The organism is Corynebacterium sp. HMSC05H05 (assembly GCF_001807265.1).
Lineage (GTDB): Bacteria > Actinomycetota > Actinomycetes > Mycobacteriales > Mycobacteriaceae > Corynebacterium.
Genome location: NZ_KV788373.1, coordinates 20,719 through 38,031 on the forward strand (window position 1 = coordinate 20,719; position 17,313 = coordinate 38,031).

15 protein-coding genes are annotated in these 17,313 nt (G+C 66.5%); all 15 read left to right on the forward strand.

Translation table 11 applies throughout. From position 1 onward, the window contains the following. The first annotated feature begins 87 nt into the window (after positions 1–87). The 15 genes from pheS to tyrS all read left to right on the forward strand — a co-directional run bounded on the left by pheS (position 88) and on the right by tyrS (position 17,206). Positions 88–1,158, forward strand: coding sequence for a phenylalanine--tRNA ligase subunit alpha (gene pheS / locus HMPREF3151_RS02585; protein WP_246815179.1), 1,071 nt, complete (start codon positions 88–90; stop codon positions 1,156–1,158). A 15-nt stretch (positions 1,159–1,173) separates the two neighbouring features. Beyond that, positions 1,174–3,681 carry a phenylalanine--tRNA ligase subunit beta gene (gene pheT, locus HMPREF3151_RS02590; RefSeq protein ID WP_070473176.1) on the forward strand — a complete coding sequence of 836 codons (2,508 nt, stop codon included), beginning with the start codon at positions 1,174–1,176 and terminating at the stop codon, positions 3,679–3,681. A 54-nt stretch (positions 3,682–3,735) separates the two neighbouring features. Beyond that, on the forward strand, positions 3,736–4,791 hold the full coding sequence (gene argC / locus HMPREF3151_RS02595; RefSeq protein WP_070473179.1) for an N-acetyl-gamma-glutamyl-phosphate reductase: 1,056 nt from the start codon (positions 3,736–3,738) through the stop codon (positions 4,789–4,791). 51 nt (positions 4,792–4,842) lie between these two features. Continuing rightward, positions 4,843–6,003 carry a bifunctional glutamate N-acetyltransferase/amino-acid acetyltransferase ArgJ gene (gene argJ / locus HMPREF3151_RS02600; RefSeq protein ID WP_070473183.1) on the forward strand — a complete coding sequence of 387 codons (1,161 nt, stop codon included), beginning with the start codon at positions 4,843–4,845 and terminating at the stop codon, positions 6,001–6,003. Positions 6,004–6,015: 12 nt separating this feature from the next. Then, complete coding sequence (argB, locus tag HMPREF3151_RS02605; protein WP_070473186.1) at positions 6,016–6,951, forward strand: acetylglutamate kinase; 936 nt, start codon at positions 6,016–6,018, stop codon at positions 6,949–6,951. Continuing rightward, positions 6,948–8,126: an acetylornithine transaminase gene (locus HMPREF3151_RS02610; protein ID WP_070473189.1), complete on the forward strand. Its 1,179-nt coding sequence runs from the start codon at positions 6,948–6,950 to the stop codon at positions 8,124–8,126. Before argB ends, HMPREF3151_RS02610 begins: the two co-directional genes overlap by 4 nt. Positions 8,127–8,130: 4 nt before the next feature. After that, entirely contained in the window at positions 8,131–9,072 is a 942-nt protein-coding gene (gene argF / locus HMPREF3151_RS02615; protein WP_083290143.1) for an ornithine carbamoyltransferase, read from the forward strand. After that, entirely contained in the window at positions 9,069–9,566 is a 498-nt protein-coding gene (locus HMPREF3151_RS02620) for an arginine repressor (protein WP_070473196.1), read from the forward strand. The genes argF and HMPREF3151_RS02620 overlap by 4 nt, the downstream gene beginning before the upstream one ends. An 80-nt stretch (positions 9,567–9,646) precedes the next feature. Continuing rightward, positions 9,647–10,861: an argininosuccinate synthase gene (locus HMPREF3151_RS02625; protein ID WP_070473197.1), complete on the forward strand. Its 1,215-nt coding sequence runs from the start codon at positions 9,647–9,649 to the stop codon at positions 10,859–10,861. Positions 10,862–10,864: 3 nt separating this feature from the next. After that, positions 10,865–12,301, forward strand: a complete 1,437-nt coding sequence (argH, locus tag HMPREF3151_RS02630; RefSeq protein WP_070473200.1) for an argininosuccinate lyase — start codon at positions 10,865–10,867, stop codon at positions 12,299–12,301. A 49-nt stretch (positions 12,302–12,350) separates the two neighbouring features. Continuing rightward, complete coding sequence (locus HMPREF3151_RS02635) at positions 12,351–13,526, forward strand: hypothetical protein (RefSeq protein WP_070473203.1); 1,176 nt, start codon at positions 12,351–12,353, stop codon at positions 13,524–13,526. Further along, entirely contained in the window at positions 13,523–15,115 is a 1,593-nt protein-coding gene (locus HMPREF3151_RS02640) for a VWA domain-containing protein (protein ID WP_246815180.1), read from the forward strand. The genes HMPREF3151_RS02635 and HMPREF3151_RS02640 overlap by 4 nt, the downstream gene beginning before the upstream one ends. Beyond that, the gene (locus tag HMPREF3151_RS02645) at positions 15,102–15,752 is read left to right on the forward strand and encodes a hypothetical protein (protein ID WP_070473206.1); all 651 of its coding nucleotides are present in this window, start codon (positions 15,102–15,104) and stop codon (positions 15,750–15,752) included. Before HMPREF3151_RS02640 ends, HMPREF3151_RS02645 begins: the two co-directional genes overlap by 14 nt. Continuing rightward, positions 15,749–15,928 carry a Trm112 family protein gene (locus tag HMPREF3151_RS02650; protein WP_070473209.1) on the forward strand — a complete coding sequence of 60 codons (180 nt, stop codon included), beginning with the start codon at positions 15,749–15,751 and terminating at the stop codon, positions 15,926–15,928. The genes HMPREF3151_RS02645 and HMPREF3151_RS02650 overlap by 4 nt, the downstream gene beginning before the upstream one ends. Before the next feature lie 15 nt (positions 15,929–15,943). After that, positions 15,944–17,206: a tyrosine--tRNA ligase gene (gene tyrS, locus HMPREF3151_RS02655; RefSeq protein ID WP_070473211.1), complete on the forward strand. Its 1,263-nt coding sequence runs from the start codon at positions 15,944–15,946 to the stop codon at positions 17,204–17,206. Positions 17,207–17,313: the final 107 nt, after the last annotated feature.

Genomic DNA, 17,313 nt, shown 5'->3' on the forward strand with positions numbered 1-17,313 from the left:
CGGCCGATAGGTAAAGTGGTGGACGCTTTTGAACCGACACTGCTGCGGTCTGTATAAACAGCGCAGCGCACTTGTGGAAAGGTGCGGGTGAACACGAGCGTGGCCGACAACGCAAACCCAACTCCGGAGATTGAACTGACCGAGGACGCCCTGAACAAGGCGGCGGACGAGGCGATCGCTGCTTTTGAGGCGGCCGAGGACCTCGCTGCGCTGGAGGAGGCGCACCGTGCGCACCTGGGGGAGAAGGCCCCGATTCCGCAGGCCCGCCGCGCACTTGGAACGCTGCCCAAGGATCAGCGCAAGGATGCCGGTCGGTTCGTGAACATGGCCCGCGGCCGCGCAGAAAAGGCCTACGCCCAGCTGCGCGTGCAGCGCGAAGCGGAGCACCGCGAGAAGCAGCTGCGCGAGGAGAAGGTGGACGTCACCCTGCCCACCTCCCGCACGCAGGCGGGTGCGATGCACCCGATCACCACGCTGTCCGAACACATTGCGGACATCTTCATCGGCATGGGCTGGGAAGTCGCGGAAGGCCCCGAAGTGGAGGCGGAGTACTTCAACTTCGACGCGCTGAACTTCATCCCGGACCACCCGGCGCGCACCCTGCAGGACACCTTCTACATCGGCGAGGAAGGCTCCAAGCAGGTCATGCGCACCCACACTTCGCCGGTGCAGGTGCGCACCATGCTCGAGCGTGACGTGCCCATCTACATTGCGTGTCCGGGCCGCGTGTTCCGCACCGACGAGCTGGACGCCACCCACACCCCTGTGTTCCACCAGGTGGAGGGCTTGGCCGTGGACAGGGGACTGACCATGGCGCACCTGCGCGGCACCCTCGACCACCTGGCCAAGGTGCTGTTCGGCCCGGAGACGAAAACGCGCATGCGCACCAACTACTTCCCGTTCACCGAGCCGTCCGCTGAGGTGGACGTGTGGTTCCGCAACAAGAAGGGCGGCGCGGGCTGGATCGAATGGGGCGGCTGCGGCATGGTCAACCCGAACGTGCTGCGTGCCGTAGGCATCGACCCGGAGGTCTACTCCGGCTTCGCGTTCGGCATGGGCTTGGAGCGCACCCTGCAGTTCCGCAATGGTTTGTCGGACATGCGCGACATGGTCGAAGGCGACGTCCGTTTCACTATCCCGTTCGGCGTGCAGGCGTAAAGGAGACTCTCGATAATGCTCATTTCCAAAAACTGGATCGTCCGCCTGCTGCAGAACGCAGGTAACAAGGATTTCAACCCCACCGACGAGGAGCTTGACGCGGGCTTCGTGCGCGTCGGCTTCGAAACCGAGGGCTACGCGCCGCTCCCGGAGGTCACCGGCCCGCTGGCGATCGGGCGCGTCGCCGAGATCGAGGAGCTGACCGGCTTTAAGAAGCCCATCCGCTACTGCCAGGTGGACGTGGGCCAGGCGAACGGCACCGGTGAGCCGCAGGGCATCATCTGCGGCGCCCGCAATTTCAAGCAGGGCGACCTGGTGGTCGTCTCGCTTCCGGGCGCGGTGCTGCCGGGCGGATTCGAGATCTCCGCGCGTGAGACCTACGACCACATCTCCGCAGGCATGATGGCCTCCGCGGCCGAGCTCGGGCTCACCGCGAAAAGCGAGGGCATCATTACGCTTCACGACGGCTCCGCCACCCCCGGCCAGGACGCCCGCGAGATTCTGGGCTCGGACGACACCGTCTTCGATGTCAACGTCACCCCGGACCGCGGCTACGCCCTGTCCGCCCGCGGCCTGACCCGCGAGATCGCCTCCGCCTTCGACCTGGAGTTCTCCGACGTGGCGCAGGATCCGGCAATCGCTGGCATCGACATTGCTGGCGTGCCAGCTCCGTCTGGCGAGACCATCGCGGTTTCCGTGGAAGAGTCCACCAAGGCCAAGCGGTTCGGCGTGCGCACCGTCGAAGGCATCGACCCGAACGCGACCGCACCGTTTTGGATGCAGCGCGAGCTTATGCTTGCCGGTGTGCGCTCGGTCAACGCTGCGACGGACGTGACCAATTACGTCATGCTGCTGACCGGCCAGCCGATGCACGCCTTCGACGCCGACAAGATTGCCGGCGGCCTGCGCGTGCACAACGCCGCCGACGGCGAGAAGTTTGAAACGCTCGACCACGTCGAGCGCACGCTGACCGCAGAAGATGTGGTGATCAGTGACGACAACGGCATTCAGTCCCTCGCCGGTGTCATGGGCGGCACCACTTCCGAAATCTCGGACGAGACGGTCAACGTCCACTTCGAGGCCGCGACCTGGGACCCGCTGACCGTGGCGCGTACCGCGCGCCGGCTGAAGCTGAGCTCGGAAGCATCGCGCCGTTTCGAGCGCGGCGTGGACCCGCAGCTGGTGGAAAACGCCCTCGACATCGCGTGCGCGCTGCTGGTGGACATCGCCGGCGGAACGATTCATGCGGGTAGGACGCTGGTCGGTGACGTCGAGAAGCGTGACGCGATTGCGATGCGCGCGACGCGCCCGGCTGAGCTGATCGGTGTGGAGTACGCACGCGAGACCGTGGTGCGCCGCCTGCAGGAAGTCGGCTGCGAGGTCGCTGGCGACGGCGAGGAGCTTGAAGTCACCCCGCCGACTTGGCGCACCGACATCACCGTGCCGGTGGAGCTGGTCGAGGAGGTCGTGCGCCTGGAGGGCTTGGACGACATCCCGTCGATCCTGCCCACGCCCCGCGGCGGCCGCGGCCTGAGCCCGCTGCAGCGACGCCGCCGTGCGGTGACCCACGCGCTGGCGTACTCCGACTACGCGGAGATCATCCCCACGCCGTTTATCGCCAACGACACGTTCGACACCTGGGGCCTCGACGCGGACGATCCGCGCCGCAACACCGTGAAGGTGCAGAACCCCCTGGACGCGGACTACGGCATCCTCGGCACCACACTGCTGCCGCCGATGCTGGAGGCCGCGGGCCGAAACGTCGCGCGCGGCCGCGGGGATATGGCCATCTACTCGGTGGCGCAGACCTCGGAGAAGCGCGCGGACGTCTCGCCACTGCCGGACGTGTCCGAGCGCCCCGCGGACGAGGTCGTCGCAGAGCTCATCGAGTCGCTGCCGAAGCAGCACCTCCACGCCGCGACGGTGGCGCTGGGCAACACGGAGCTGGAAGGCCCGTGGGGCAAGGGCCGCGCCTACGAGTGGTCCGACGCCATCGAGGCCGCCCAGCTCGTCGCCCGCGTGTGCGGCGTCGACCTGGATGTTGAGGCGGCCGAGTACCTGCCGTGGCACCCGGGCCGCTGCGCGGAGCTCAAAGTTGACGGCGAGGTTGTCGGCCACGCCGGCGAGCTGCACCCGCAGATCCTGGAGAAGCTGAACCTGCCGGCGCGCACCTGCGCGATGGAGGTCGATCTGACCGCCATCCCGCTGGCAGAGCGCCTGCCTGCGCCGCGTCTGTCCGCGTTCCCGCTGCTCAACCAGGATATCGCGCTGGTCGTCGACGAGGCTGTGGCGGCCGAGGACGTGCGCCGCGCAGTCCAGGAGGGCGCCGGCGAGCTCGTCGAAGCAGTCACGCTGTTCGACGTCTACCGTTCCGACAACCTCGGCGAAGGCAAAAAGTCCCTCGCGTTTGGCCTGGCGTTCCGCGCCCCGGACCGCACGCTGACCGAGGAAGAAGCCTCCGAGGCGCGCCTGAAGGCAGCTGAGTTGGCTAAGGAGCGCTTCGGCGCAGAAATGCGCGGCTAAATATATTTCGGTGAATAACTTCCACGCGACTGCATAACTGATACACTTGCGACCATGTCAGAAGGCAAGGTTGTCAACGTAGCGGTCGCGGGGGCCACGGGTTATGCAGGCGGTGAGATTCTCCGCCTGCTGCTAGGCCACCCGGCGTATGTCGCGGGCGAGCTGGAGATTGGCGCGCTCACCGGCGCGTCCAACGCCGGCCAGCGTGTCGGCGAGCTCATGCCGCACCTGCCGGAGCTGGCCGACCGGGTCATCGAAGAGACCACCGTCGAGGTGCTCTCCGGCCACGACGTGGTCTTTTTGGGGCTGCCGCACGGCCACTCCGCGGCCATCGGCGCAGCACTCGGCGAGGACGTGACCGTCATCGACTGCGCCGCCGACTTCCGCCTGCGCGATGCCGAAGCCTGGCGCGCCTACTACCGCTCAGAGCACGCGGGAGCGTGGCCCTACGGGTTGCCGGAGTTACCGGGGCACCGGGAGGACGTCGCAAAGGCAACGCGCATCGCTGTTCCCGGGTGCTTTCCCACGGGTGCCACGCTCGCCGCATGGCCGGCGGTGCAGGCGGGCCTGGTGGAGCCGGACCTGACGGTGGTGGCTATTACCGGCGTGTCCGGGGCTGGCAAGAAGGCCAAGCTGGACATGCTCGGCGCGGAGACAATGGGCTCGCTGAAGGCCTACAGCGTCGCTGGCGCGCACAGGCACACACCGGAGATTGCGCAGAACCTCGAGGAAGTCGCGGGTGGCCAGGTCGCCGTGAGCTTCACGCCGGTGCTCGCGCCGCTGCCGCGCGGCATCCTCACTACCGTCACCGCGCCGCTTGCACAGGGAGTGGACGCGGCGGCGGTGCGCGCTGCATACGACAAGGCCTACGCCGAGGAGCCGTTCGTGCACCTGCTGCCCGCCGGCCAGCAGCCGCAGACGCAGCACGTGGTGGGCTCCAACATGTGCCACGTCCAGGTCGAGGTTGATAGGGCGGCAGGCAAGGTTGTGGCCACCAGCGCCATCGACAACCTGACCAAGGGCACCGGGGGAGCGGCGGTGCAGTGCATGAACCTTGCGCTCGGGTTCGAGGAGGGGGCGGGTCTGTCGCGAGCCGCGGTGGCTCCGTAACCGCCGACGAGACACCCCTTACCTCTTTTTTCTGAAAGGACCCCCTCCACCATGAGCACTCTTGGAGTCACCGCCCCTCAAGGTTTCTCCGCCGCCGCCACAAGCGCGGGCCTGAAAGCATCCGGCAAACGGGACATGGCCGTCGTCGTCAACGAAGGTCCCGAATTCGCCGCGGCCGCGGTTTTCACGCGCAACAAAGTCTTCGCCGCGCCCGTGAAAATCAGCCGCGCGGCGGTGTCCTCCGGCGAGCTGAAGGCGGTGGTGTTCAACTCCGGCAACGCCAACGCCTGCACCGGCGAGCAAGGGCTGCATGACGCGCAAACTATGCAGCGGCTCGTCGCCGAAGGTGTGGGCGCGAAGCCCGCCCAGGTAGCCGTCTGCTCCACCGGCATCATCGGCGATCTGCTGCCGATGGAGAAGGTGGAAAGCGGCATTGCAGCCGTGGTCAATCAGCTCGGCGACAACGGCGCGGACGCCGCCGAAGCCATCCGCACCACCGACACCGTGGCCAAGGAAGTGTTGGTCAAGGGTGACGGCTGGACTCTTGGCGGCATGGGCAAAGGCGCCGGCATGATGGCGCCGTCGCTGGCGACGATGCTGGTGTGCCTGACCACCGATGCGAAGGTGGAGGCCCAGGCGCTGCAGACCGCGCTGGAGCGCGCCACCGCAACCACCTTCAACACCCTGGACATCGACGGTTCCACCTCCACCAACGACACCGTCATTGCGTTGGCCAACGGCGCAAGCGGGGCGACCCCGAACCAGGACGAGCTGGACGCCGCGGTGTACGAGGCCTGCGCGCAGCTGGCGGCGATGATGCAGTCCGACGCCGAGGGCGTGACCAAGCGTGTGAGCATCACCGTCGAAGGCGCCGCGGAGGACGATGAGGCGCTTCACGCCGCGCGCACCATCGGCCGCGACAGCCTGGTCAAGACGGCGATGTTCGGCTCCGACCCGAACTGGGGCCGTGTGCTCGCCGCTGTGGGCATGGCGGAGGCGGAGATGGACGCGGACAATATCTCGGTGACTTTCAACGGGCACACCGTCTGCGAACACTCCGCTGCGGTACCCGGCGCGCGGGACGTGGACTTGAGCGGGGCGGACATCGCGGTGGTGGTGGATCTGGGCACTGGCGGCGAGGGCCGTGCGACGGTGCGCACGACGGACCTGTCGCACGCCTACGTTGAGATCAACTCGGCCTACACCAGCTAGGAGGTAGGTGAGATGATGCCGAATCTGACCAACGAGCAGCGCGCCACTGTGCTGGCGGAGGCGCTGCCGTGGCTGCAGCACTACCGCGACAAGATCGTGGTGGTCAAGTACGGCGGCAACGCCATGATCGATGAGGACTTAAAGGCAGCCTTCGCCGCCGACATGGTCTTCTTGCGCACCGTGGGCGCGAAACCCGTGGTGGTGCACGGCGGAGGGCCGCAGATCACCCAGATGCTCGGCCGCTTGGGGCTGGACGGCGGGGAGTTCATCGGCGGGTTCCGCGTGACCACCCCGGAGATCCTGGACGTGGTGCGCATGGTGCTCTTCGGCCAGGTGGGTCGGGACCTGCTGGGCAAGATCAACTCGCACGGGCCCTACGCGGTGGGTACTTCGGGCGAGGACGCCGGGTTGTTTACCGCGAAGCAGCGCGAGGTGGTCGTCGACGGCCAACTGCAGGACATCGGCCTGGTGGGCACGATCACGGACGTGAACCCGGAGGCGGTGATGGACATCATCGAGGCCGGCCGCATCCCGGTGGTCTCCGGCATCGCACCGGGGAAGGACGGCGAGGTGTACAACATCAACGCCGACGAGGCCGCGGGTGCGCTCGCCGCAGCGATCGGTGCCGAGCGCCTGGTGGTGCTCACCAACGTCGAGGGGCTGTACACAGACTGGCCGAACAAGGACTCGCTACTGTCCAAGATTGAGGCGGGCGAGCTGGCCAAGATGCTGCCCGGCTTGGACACCGGCATGATCCCGAAGATGGAGGCTTGCCTCACCGCGGTCCAGGGCGGGGTGAAGGCGGCGCACGTTATCGACGGCCGCGTGGCCCACTCCGTGCTGCTGGAGCTTCTGACCATGGGCGGCGTTGGCACCATGGTGCTGCCGGACGACTACGACCGCGCGCACTACCCGGACGGAACGATCTTTAGAAAGGACGACGCATGAGTGAGTTTTCTTCGCGTTGGACTAACGCGCTGCTAGATACCTACCCGGCGCCGCCGGTGGAGCTTGTCTCCGGCGAGGGCTCCACCGTCACGGACGCGGACGGCAACACTTACATAGACATGCTCGCCGGCATCGCTGTCAACGCGCTCGGCCACGCGCACCAGGCCGTCGTCGAGGCGGTGAGCGCGCAGGTGGCGACGCTTGGCCACGTGTCTAACCTCTTCGGCTCCCAACCGGTGGTGGAGGTCGCCGAGGCCTTGCGACCCCGGGTCGGCGACGAGACCGCGCGGGTGTTTTTCTGCAACTCCGGCGCCGAAGCCAACGAGGCTGCCTTCAAGCTCGCGCGCCTGACTGGCCGCCGCCGCATCCTCGCAGCTGAGCGCGGATTCCACGGCCGCACCATGGGCTCGCTTGCACTGACCGGCCAACCGGACAAGCGCGCGCCGTTCGAACCCATGCCGGCTGGCGTCGAGTTCTTCCCCTACGGCGACATCGAGGCACTCGAGGCCCTGGTGCAACAGGACCCGGGCAACACCGCCGCGATCATCCTGGAGCCCATCCAGGGCGAAACGGGAGTCATCCCCGCGCCGGAAGGTTTCCTTAAAGCGGTGCGTGAGCTTTCCGACGCCCACGGGATCCTCTTCATCACCGACGAGGTCCAAACTGGCGTCGGCCGCACCGGCGACTTCTTCGCGTTCCAGCACGAAGGCGTCCTCCCCGACGTGATCACCATGGCTAAAGGCTTGGGCGGGGGACTGCCCATCGGCGCAACCATCGCCCGCGGCAAGGCAGCGAAGCTGTTCACCCCGGGCTCGCACGGCACCACCTTCGGCGGCAACCCCGTCGCCTGCGCCGCAGCAAACGCAGTACTAGGGGTCGTCGACGAGGCCTTCCTCGCGGAAGTGCGCCGCAAGGGGCAACTGCTTACCAGCACTGCTTCGCAGATCCCCGGTGTCAGAAGCGTCCGCGGGCGCGGGCTGATGCTCGGGGTGGTGCTGGATGAGGCGGTGGCGAAGCTCGTCGTCAAGCAGGGGCTCGAAGAAGGCCTGATTTTGAACGCACCGGGCGACGACGTCATCCGCCTGACACCGCCCCTGGTGATTACCGACGATGAGATTGTTGAGGCGATGAAGCGCCTCGCCCGCGCAATCGATGCAGCGAAAGATAGGAGCTAGAACGATGGTCAGACACTTCCTGGCAGACGACGACCTGACCCCCAAGGAGCAAGCCGAGGTGCTCGCACTTGCCGCGGAGCTGAAGCGCGAGCCCTTCTCGCGCCGACCGCTTGAGGGGCCGAAGTCCGTCGCCGTGCTGTTCGACAAAACCTCCACCCGCACCCGGTACTCCTTCGACGCCGGCATCGCGCAGCTCGGCGGGCGCGCGATTGTCACCGAAAGCGGCAACTCGCAGATGGGCACGAAAGAGAGCTACCAGGACACCGGCGCGGTGCTGTCGCGGTTTGTCGAGGCGATTGTGTGGCGCACCTACGCCCACGACAACCTGCTGGAAATGGCGGAAACGGCCACCGTGCCGATCATCAACGCCCTGTCCGACGACCTGCACCCGTGCCAGATCCTCGCCGACCTGCAAACGGTGGTCGAAAACTTCTGCCCGGACGAGGGCCCGGCGGGGCTGAAGGGGTTGAAGGCCGTCTACCTGGGAGACGGCGACAACAACATGGCTAACTCCTACCTCATCGGCTTTGCCACTGCCGGCGTGGACATCACCGTCATCGCGCCGGACGGCTTCCAGCCGCGCGACGAGTTCGTTGCGCGCGCACGGCGCCGCGGTGAGGAAACCGGTGCTGCAGTGGCAGTGACCTCCGATATTGCCGCTGCGGAGGGCGCGAATGTGGTCATCACGGACACGTGGGTTTCCATGGGCATGGAGGAGGACGGCAAGGACCGCCGCACCCCGTTTTTGCCGTACCAGGTGGATGCTGCCCTGATGTCGCGCGCGGCCGAGGATGCAATATTCTTGCATTGCCTTCCCGCGTACCGCGGGAGCGAAGTCGCCGCGGAAGTCATCGACGGGCCGCAATCGCGCGTCTTCGATGAAGCTGAAAACCGCCTGCACGCCCAGAAGGCGCTGCTGGCCTGGCTTTTGGAGCACCAAGTATGACCCAACCTGTATCCCGCACCGCGCGGCAGGCGAGAATCCTCGAGCTGCTCGAATCAACCCGCGTGTCCTCCCAGGTGCAGCTGTCTGAGCTGCTGCTGGACGAAGGCATCGACATCACCCAAGCCACCCTCTCGCGCGACCTGGACGAGCTCGGCGCGAAGAAAGTCCGTCCCCGTGCGGGCGGCCGCGCCTACTACACCGTGGGCTCGGAGGCGGACTCGCTGGAGACGGCGCACTCCGGCCCGCGCGAAAAGCTGCGCCGCATGATCGAGGAGCTGGTCGTCTCCGTCGACTACTCCGGGCAGATCGCCGTGGTGCGCACGCCTCCCGGGGCGGCCCAGTACCTGGCCAGCTACATCGACCGCGTGGGGCTCGACCAGGTGGTCGGCTCGATCGCTGGCGACGACACGGTCTTCGTGGTCGCCCGCGAGCCGCTCACCGGCAAAGAGCTGGCGCAGCAGCTGTTCGGGCTGAAAGAAAGCGTCGGCGAGTAGACATTGCGGCGCCGATCGCATAATTTTACTTACACTGAATAATTCTGAATCATCCTGGACTTCGAAGGAGATCTTTCACTATGACTAACCGCGTTGTGCTCGCGTACTCGGGCGGCCTGGACACGTCCGTAGCAATCCCGTACCTGGGTGAGATGACGGACGGCGAGGTCATCGCCGTCTCCCTGGACCTGGGGCAGGGCGGCGAGGACATGGAGTCCGTGCGCCAGCGCGCGCTGGACTGCGGCGCCGTGGAGTCCATCGTGGTGGACGCCAAGGACGAGTTCGCTGAGGAATACTGCCTGCCCACCATCAAGGCCAACGGCATGTACCAGGGCGAATACCCGCTGGTCTCCGCCATTTCCCGCCCGCTGATTGTCAAGCACTTGGTGGAGGCCGGCCACAAGTACGGCGGCACCCACGTCGCCCACGGCTGCACCGGCAAGGGCAACGACCAGGTCCGTTTCGAGGTCGGCTTCCTCAACCAGGACCCGGACTTGGAGATCATCGCCCCGGCCCGCGACTACGCCTGGACCCGCGACAAGGCCATCGAGTACGCCGAGGGCAAGGACCTGCCCATCGAGCAGTCCGCCGCGTCTCCGTTCTCCATCGACCAGAACGTCTGGGGCCGTGCAGTCGAGACCGGCTTCCTGGAGGACCTGTGGAACCCGCCGACAAAGGACCTCTACGCCTACACCGAGGATCCGGCGCTGGGCAACGCCCCGGACGAGATAATCATTTCCTTCGAGGCAGGTAAGCCGGTGGCTATCGACGGCCGCAAGGTCACCGTCCTCGAAGCCATCGAGGAGCTGAACCGCCGCGCCGGCGCCCAGGGCATCGGCCGCCTGGACATGGTGGAGGACCGCCTGGTGGGCATCAAGTCCCGCGAGGTCTACGAAGCACCGGGTGCTGTTGCGCTGATCACCGCGCACAAGGCGCTCGAGGATGTCACCGTCGAGCGCGAGCTGGCCCGCTACAAGCGCCTCATCGACGCCCGCTGGTCCGAGGAGGTTTACGACGGCCTCTGGTTCGGCCCGCTGAAGCGCTCCCTGGACGCGTTCATCGAGTCCACCCAGGAGCACGTCACCGGCGACATCCGCATGGTGCTGCACGCCGGCACTTGCACCGTCAACGGCCGCCGCTCCAACCACTCCCTGTACGACTTCAACCTGGCCACCTACGACACCGGCGATTCCTTCGACCAGACCCTGGCCAAGGGCTTCGTGCGCCTGCACGGTCTGTCCTCCCAGATCGCCAACAAGCGCGATCGTGCCGCTGGCGCCGACCAGGAGAAGTAGTCGATGCAGCAGCACAAGACCAATGAGGGCGCGCTGTGGGGCGGCCGTTTCTCCGGCGGCCCCTCTGAGGCGATGTTCGCCCTGTCCGTGTCCACCCACTTCGACTGGGTGCTCGCACCCTACGACGTGCTCGCGTCCAAGGCGCACGCGAAGGTGCTCAACAAGGCAGGTTTGCTTAGCGACGAAGACCTCACGGTGATGCTCGACGGTCTCGACCAGCTTGGGCGCGACGTCGCCGACGGCTCGTTCGGCCCGCTGCCCACCGACGAAGACGTGCACGGCGCGATGGAGCGCGGCCTGATCGACCGCGTCGGCCCCGAAGTCGGCGGCCGCCTGCGCGCAGGCCGCTCCCGCAACGACCAGGTGGCTGCGATGTTCCGCATGTGGCTGCGAGATGCTCTCCGCGGTGTGGCCCAGGACGTGTCTGACCTGATCGACGCGATTGTCCAGCAGGCCGAGGCCCACCCGGACGCGATCATGCCGGGCAAGACCCACTTCCAGGCCGCGCAGCCGATTCTGCTCGCGCACTCGCTTCTGGCGCACGCTCAGCCGCTGCTGCGCGACCTGGAGCGCATCCAGGACGCGGACAAGCGCCTCGCGGTCTCGCCGTACGGTTCCGGTGCGCTGGCAGGCTCCTCGCTGCACCTGGACCCGGAAGCGATCGCAGAGGAGCTCGGCTTCGACTCCGCCACGGACAACTCACTCGACGGCACCGCCTCGCGCGATTTCGCCGCCGAGTCTGCCTACGTGCTCGCGCAGATCGCCATCGACGTCTCCCGTTTCGCTGAGGAGATCATCGCCTGGTCCACGCCGGAGTTCGGCTACGTCACGCTGCACGACGCGTGGTCCACGGGCTCGTCGATCATGCCGCAGAAGAAGAACCCGGACGTCCCGGAGCTCGCCCGCGGCAAGGCTGGACGCCTAATTGGCAACCTCACCGGACTGTTGGCCACGCTCAAGGCCATGCCGCTGGCGTACAACCGCGACCTCCAGGAGGACAAGGAGCCGCTGGTGGATTCCGTGACTCAGCTGTCCATCCTCCTGCCAGCGTTCACCGGCCTGGTGTCCACGCTGACGTTCCACGAGGACCGCATGCGCGAGCTCGCCCCAGCAGGCTTCACGCTGGCAACGGATCTGGCCGAGTGGATGGTGCGCCAGGGCGTGCCGTTCCGCGAGGCCCACGAGGCCTCCGGCGCCTGCGTCCGCATCGCGGAATCCCGCGGCGTGGATCTGGTCGACCTGACGGACGAGGAACTGCAAAGCGTCGATAAGCGGCTGCTCCCTGAGGTCCGCGAAGTGCTCACCGTCGACGGCGCGGTAGCATCCCGCGACACCCGCGGCGGCACCGCACGCCCGCGAGTGGAGGAGCAGCGCGAGCGCGTGCGCGAGGCGAACAAGGCCGCACGCGACTGGGCGACAACGCCGGTGCGCGCGAAGTAGTTCGTCGATTGCGGCGCGCATGTCGGCCCGGCCATTTAGCATGTGAGCTATGAGTGTGCCGAGCAGCCGTGACGCCAAGCCCCGGGGGCGGAAAGTCTCCGTGGTGCTTGGCGTCATTTTAGTTGGGGTGGTCATCGCCGCCGTCGCGCTGGGACGGGGGCTGCTGCCCTTCGGCGGCGAGGATGAAGGGGGAACATCCGACGAGCCTGGCGGCAAACTGACGCAGCTACACGGCGTGATCGGCTCGGAGAAACGCGCCTACTTCGAAGACCCCGACGTGGTGGCGCGGCTAGAAGAGCTGGGATACAGCGTCAGCGTCACCACCGCCGGCTCGCGCCAGATTGCCACCACCACGGACATTGCGGAGCAGGACTTCGTCTTCCCGTCGTCGGCGCCGGCGACGCAGAAGGTCCGCGAGCAGGGCAGCGGCTACTCCGTGGACTTCCCGTTCTTCACGCCGATGGCGGTGGCGAGCTGGAAGCCGATCGCCGACCTCTTGGTTGCAGAAGGGGTGGTCAGCGAACACAACGGCGCGTACACCCTGGACGTGAACACATACATGGACCTGGCCCGCTCCGGCAAGCGATGGCGTGATCTGGGCGAGGCGTACCCGTCGCCACGCAATGTGCAGATCCGCTCCACGGACATCCGCACCTCGAACTCCGCGGCGATGTACCTGTCGCTTCTGGCGTGGGAGGTGGCCGAGCGCGACCCGGAGCAACGAGACGACGTCGGGTACCTCATCGACGAAATTGCTCCATTTTTCACCGCCCAGGGGTACAGCGAGGCGTCCTCGTCTGGCCCATTCACGGATTACCTGAGCCAGGGCATGGGCGCCGCGCCGATGGTGATGGTCTACGAGGCACAGTTCTTGGGAGAGCAGATGCGGCCGAACTCGCGTATCCGCGACGACATGGTGCTGCTGCACTTGAGCCCCACGGTGCTTGCGAACCACGGCATCGTCGGTGTTTCGGAGGGCGGCAAGGAGCTGGGGCGCCTGCTCGCAAACGACCCGCAGCTGCAGCAGCTCGCCGCCCGCCACGGGTTCCGCCCCGCGAACTCCGGCAGCCTAGCGCAGGAGCTCGAGGTCCGCGGCCTCGATGCGCCTTCCGGCTACGTCAATTCCATCGACCCGCCCTCCTACGACAGGCTCGAGCAGCTCATCGACGGAGTGGGACAACGCTATGCCGGCGCTCCCGCACCGGTAAAGGAGGACGACCAGTGAAACGCCTTTTCGTAGCTCTCGCCGCCCTGATGTCGCTCATACTCGCATCATGCACCTCGCTCGACGGCGGCACGTCCGGCTCCTCAGATTCCGACGCAGGTTCCGGGTCCGGCACTCCAGCCGACCTGACCATCGTCGCCGCCACCGAGCTGAAGGACCTTGAAGGGCTGGTCGACCAGGCTGCCAAGGACCTCGGCTTTTCTATCGACATGCAGTTTCCCGGCGGCACCCTGGACAATTCGCAGACGCTCAAGCGCGGCGACTTCGACGGGAAAGTGGACGCCACCTGGTTCGCCACCAACCGCTATGTCAACCTCATCGGCGCCACCGACAAGCTGGACGGCGAGTCGAAGATCGCCACCAGCCCAGTCGCGTTCGGCGTGTGGGAGGACAGTGCAAAGCGACTCGGCTGGGACACAAAACAGCCCACGTGGGCGGAGTTCGCCCAGGCCGCGGAGGCAGGCGAGTTCAGCTTCGGCATGACCAACCCGCAGGCGTCCAACTCCGGATTCTCCGCTCTGGTTGCCGTGGCCACCGCGCTGGCGGACACCGGCGACGCCATCGCGCCGGCCGACCTGGAGCGCGTCGGCCCGCGCCTTGAGCAGCTGTTCCAGGCCCAATCCATGGTCTCCGGGTCCTCCGGCTGGCTGGCTGAGGCGTTCGCCGACGACCCCGGGCGAGCGGACGCGATTGTCAACTACGAGTCCACGCTGCACCAGATGCGTCAGCAGGGCCAGCCCATCGAGGTTGTGGTTCCGGCGGACGGCGTCATCTCCGCGGACTACCCGCTGTCCGCGCTCGCGCAGCCGGCGAATGCGGACGCGCGGGAACGCGTCGAGAAGCTTGCGAATTGGCTCCTCGAGCACCAGCCCGACATCGCGGACACCTTCCGCAGGCCGGTGGCCCAGGTGGACAATCTCCCCGCGGAGATCGCGGACCAGCAGGTCATCGAGCTGCCGTTTCCAGCGAACGAAGGCGTGGTGGACGAACTGCTGTACGCCTACGACAACACCTACCGGCAGCCAGGCACCACCACGTTTGTGCTGGACACCTCGGGCTCGATGGAGGGCGAGCGCATCGCCTCGCTGAAAGACATCATGCATTCGCTTATCGACGGCTCCGCTTCCACCCTCACCGGCGACGTCTCCCTGCGCGACCGGGAGAACGTCACGCTGCAGTCCTTCGACAGCCGGCCGAATGCCCCTGTCACGGCGCGTTTCTCCCATGATGACCCGGCTGCGGCCGCCGAGTTGACGGAGTATGTGGACGGGCTGAGCGCAAGCGGCTCCACGGCGATGTACCAGACGCTGCTGGAAGCGCTGCGGGAGACGGACCCGGCCGGCGGAATCCCGTCGATAGTCTTGCTCAGCGACGGCCAAGACACCGTCGGCCCGCGCTTCTCCAAATTCAAAAAGGAGTACGAGCAGCTGCCGGCGGCGCAGCGCTCCGTGCCGGTGTTTGTGATCCTCTACGGCGACGCGAGCGAGTGGGAGATGCGCGAACTGGCGGAGCTGACCGGCGGCGAAGTGTTCGACGCGCTTGGCGGCGACCTCGCGGCGGCGTTTAAGGAGATCCGTGGCTTCCAATGATCCTTCCGGCAACCCAGTTGCCCGTTATTTCGCGTCGCCGAAAAACCAGGTTGGGCTGGTGCTTGCCATATTGGTGGTCGTGCTGCACCTTGTGGTGGGCATTGGCATCTACTGGCCAGTGGCGGCGCTGGCGGCCTACGGTGCAGGTGCGGCGCTGACCCCCGCGCGCAAGCCCAAGGAGTTGCCGCCCGCGCCGGCGGAGCCCACCCCGATGGTGCTGGAGCGGTCGTTGCAGGAGACGTCCAGGCGTTTGGGCGGCGCCCGACCGCCGCGCCAGGTGATGGCGCAGGCGCGTGCGCTCGAAGACACAGTCCGGTTCGTGCTCTCGGAGTGGGAGCATTTGGAACCCACCCCGGAGCACCGCCAAACGATATGGAATGTGGTGAAGGTGTACTACCCGGAGGTCGTTGATACGTATCTCGATGCCCCGCAGTACCGCGACGCCTCCGCGGTGCGAGTGGTCGTAGACTCGCTGACCACGCTCACCCGTGCGGCAGGACGGGTGCGGCAGGGCATCTTGGACGACAACCTACGTGCGATGGACTCTCAGGCACAGTTCCTGCGTGAGGAGCTCGGCGAGTTGCCCGGACTCGACGACAGCTACCGCGGCGGCGACGGGTACGATCCGAAACCATGAGTCTGGATCCGAAGCTTCTCAACGTCCTCGCGTGCCCCAAGGACAAGGGGCCGCTGGAGTACAACCAGGAAAAGCAGCTCCTGGTCAACGAACGCCTCGGCATTGCCTATCGCATCGACGACGGCATCCCGGTTTTGCTCATCGACGAAGCTGAGCCCTACACCCCAGCGAACTAGAAGTAGAAAGCAACCATGACTTCCACAAACATCATCGACGAACTGACCTGGCGCGGGCTGATCAACCAGTCCACCGACCTGGACAACCTGCACGAGGCAACGCAAGCGCCGATCACCCTGTACTGCGGGTTTGACCCGACCGGCCCGTCGCTGCACGCCGGCCACCTCGTGCCGCTGTTAATGCTGCGCCGCTTCCAAGAAGCCGGGCACACCCCGATCGTGCTCGCCGGCGGCGCCACCGGCATGATCGGCGATCCGCGCGACGTGGGGGAGCGCTCCATGAACTCCGCGGACACCGTCAAGGACTGGGCGGAGCGCATCTCCGGCCAGCTCAAGCGCTTCGTGCACTTTGACGGCGACAACGCCGCGAAGCTGGTCAACAACAACGACTGGACCAAGGATCTCAGCGCGATCGAGTTCCTGCGCGACATCGGCAAGCACTTCTCCCTGTCCACCATGCTGGGCCGCGAGACGGTGAAGCGTCGCCTGGAAAACGACGGCATCTCCTACACCGAGTTCTCCTACATGCTGCTGCAGGCGAACGACTTCGTGCAGCTGCGCCGCGAGCACGACTGCATCCTGCAGATCGGCGGCGGCGACCAGTGGGGCAACCTCGTGGCCGGCGTGGATCTGAACCGCCGCATCGACGGCGCGCAGACCCACGCGCTGACCGTGCCGCTGGTCACGGACTCCGAGGGCAAGAAGTTTGGCAAGTCCACCGGCGGCGGGTCCCTGTGGCTCGACCCGGAGATGACCAGCCCGTACACCTGGTACCAGTACTTCGTGAACACCGCGGACGCCGACGTGATCCGCTACCTGCGCTGGTTTACCTTCCTGGACCAGGAAGAGCTTGCCCGCCTCGAGGTCGAGGTGGAGGAGCGCCCGTTCAAGCGTGAGGCGCAGCGCCGCCTTGCGCAGGAGATGACCGATCTGGTCCACGGCGTCGAGGCGCGCGAGGCTGTCGAACTTGCATCACAGGCACTGTTTGGGCGCGCCGAGCTTGCGGATTTGGACGAGGCAACCCTGGCTGCGTCCGTTTCTGAGACCGATGTGTTCGAGTTCTCCGGCGAGACCACCATCGTGGATCTGCTCGTCGGCGCAGGCCTTGCGGACTCCAAGGGCGCCGCCCGCCGCTCCATCAAGGAAGGTGGCGCGTACGTGAACAATGTCCGCATCGAGGACGAGGCGTGGGCGCCCACAGACGACGACTTCCTCCACGGTTCCTGGCTTGTGCTGCGCCGCGGCAAAAAGAACTTCGCGGGAGCAAAACGCGTGTAGCACCCTGCTTTACGACGAGCTGTCGCCCAGGCCTGATTTGCACTCTGGCCTGGGCGTTTTGTGTTGTGTTTGGGTTCGTGGTTATATATCCATCCGTTGCTTCCGAG

Excerpts from the sequence above, each read along its gene's own strand:
- pheT (WP_070473176.1), top strand. The coding sequence starts at position 1,174 with ATGCTCATTTCCAAAAACTGGATCGTCCGCCTGCTGCAGAACGCAGGT.
- argC (WP_070473179.1), top strand. The coding sequence starts at position 3,736 with ATGTCAGAAGGCAAGGTTGTCAACGTAGCGGTCGCGGGGGCCACGGGT.
- argJ (WP_070473183.1), top strand. The coding sequence starts at position 4,843 with ATGAGCACTCTTGGAGTCACCGCCCCTCAAGGTTTCTCCGCCGCCGCC.
- argB (WP_070473186.1), top strand. The coding sequence starts at position 6,016 with ATGATGCCGAATCTGACCAACGAGCAGCGCGCCACTGTGCTGGCGGAG.
- HMPREF3151_RS02610 (WP_070473189.1), top strand. The coding sequence starts at position 6,948 with ATGAGTGAGTTTTCTTCGCGTTGGACTAACGCGCTGCTAGATACCTAC.
- argF (WP_083290143.1), top strand. The coding sequence starts at position 8,131 with ATGGTCAGACACTTCCTGGCAGACGACGACCTGACCCCCAAGGAGCAA.
- HMPREF3151_RS02620 (WP_070473196.1), top strand. The coding sequence starts at position 9,069 with ATGACCCAACCTGTATCCCGCACCGCGCGGCAGGCGAGAATCCTCGAG.
- HMPREF3151_RS02625 (WP_070473197.1), top strand. The coding sequence starts at position 9,647 with ATGACTAACCGCGTTGTGCTCGCGTACTCGGGCGGCCTGGACACGTCC.
- argH (WP_070473200.1), top strand. The coding sequence starts at position 10,865 with ATGCAGCAGCACAAGACCAATGAGGGCGCGCTGTGGGGCGGCCGTTTC.
- HMPREF3151_RS02635 (WP_070473203.1), top strand. The coding sequence starts at position 12,351 with ATGAGTGTGCCGAGCAGCCGTGACGCCAAGCCCCGGGGGCGGAAAGTC.
- HMPREF3151_RS02650 (WP_070473209.1), top strand. The coding sequence starts at position 15,749 with ATGAGTCTGGATCCGAAGCTTCTCAACGTCCTCGCGTGCCCCAAGGAC.
- tyrS (WP_070473211.1), top strand. The coding sequence starts at position 15,944 with ATGACTTCCACAAACATCATCGACGAACTGACCTGGCGCGGGCTGATC.